This is a genomic window from Cupriavidus phytorum, assembly GCF_003254285.1.
GTDB classification, from domain to species: domain Bacteria; phylum Pseudomonadota; class Gammaproteobacteria; order Burkholderiales; family Burkholderiaceae; genus Cupriavidus; species Cupriavidus phytorum.
Genome location: NZ_QKZN01000039.1, coordinates 1 through 1,322 on the forward strand (window position 1 = coordinate 1; position 1,322 = coordinate 1,322).

Below are 1,322 nucleotides of genomic sequence, written 5' to 3' on the forward strand. Positions count from 1 at the left end.
TGGTCTTCTTGAACCCCGAACGAGCTGAGCAGGAAGCTACCGGGCACCGGAAAGCAGCATAACGGCGGACGCGACAACTACCTTGACACACACCGGAGCGACAGAAAGGAGGCAAAGAGCGCGTCGCCTGGGCGGCTGGCCATGGCGGCGTTGGTGGTTCTTATGGTGGTGACTTGCGGGCGGGCGGTTGGTGGTTCGACCCTGCTGACGCTACCTGGATGTGCCTGGCGTTCGAGGCCGGATGGACGAACCCGACTTTAGGCCGGTGGCATCCTTCTAACTGCGTTGTCGGTGGGACGCCTTCGGCTGCGCTGCGCGCGCTCCCAATCTAAGGTCTACGGCTCTGGCACGGAGTGCGTCGCTGCGCTCGCACGCGCTGTCGTGGACGAGCCTGAATGCTTTCTCTCCCCGCATGTTTGCTCCCCTCTCCCGCTAGCGGGATGTATGGACCGGGGACATAGGTGACAGGTGTGCGAGGACATGGTTGACACTCCCGGGCAGATATCTGCCCGGGAGAACGAACCATGCCGTGGAGCGCCCGAGACACCATGAGTCTTCGCCTAGAGTTCATTGCCCTGGCTTCCCAGCCAGGGTGCAACCGTCGGGAGCTGTGCCGACGGTTCTCGATCAGTCCGCAAACCGCTTATAAGTGGCTGGCCCGGCATCGGCAGGAAGGAGCCGCGGGCCTGGCCGACAGGCCCCGGCCGCAAGATCAGCCGCAGGCTGTCCGACCTGGGCCACGCCGAGGTGCCTGCGCCCAGCACCGTCACCTCTATCCTGCATCGGCATGGCCTGATCGATCCCCAGGCCAGCGCCCAGGCCACGCCCTGGCGGCGGTTCGAGCACGACGAACCCAACGCATTGCTGCAGATGGACTTCAAGGGGCAGGTGCCTAATGAGCGCGGTGTCTGCTATCCGCTCACGCTGATCGATGACCATTCGCGCTTCAACCTGTGCCTGGCAGCCTGCGCGGACCAGCGCCGTCAGACGGTGCAGCAACAGCTGATCGGGGCCTTCCGCCGCTACGGCCTGCCCCGGCGCATCACCATGGACAACGGCCCGCCATGGGGCGGAGACGAAGAGGGACTGGGCTACACCAGGCTGACGGTCTGGCTGATGCAACTGGGCATCCGGGTCAGCCACTCACGGCCCTATCACCCGCAAACACAGGGCAAGGACGAGCGGTTCCACCGCACGCTGAAGGCCGAAGTCCTGCAGCACCGCCGCTTCGTGGACAACACCGAGGCGCAGCAGGTCTTCGATCGATATCGGTACGTGTACAACCACGAGCGACCCCATCAGGCCTTGGACATGCAGGTGCC

Annotated in this window: 1 pseudogene; it reads left to right on the forward strand. The window is 64.7% G+C overall.

The annotated features are described in order from the left end of the window. Positions 1 to 524: 524 nt before the first annotated feature. Positions 525 to 1,322, forward strand: a pseudogene (locus C7416_RS28785) (DDE-type integrase/transposase/recombinase); the annotation flags it as partial.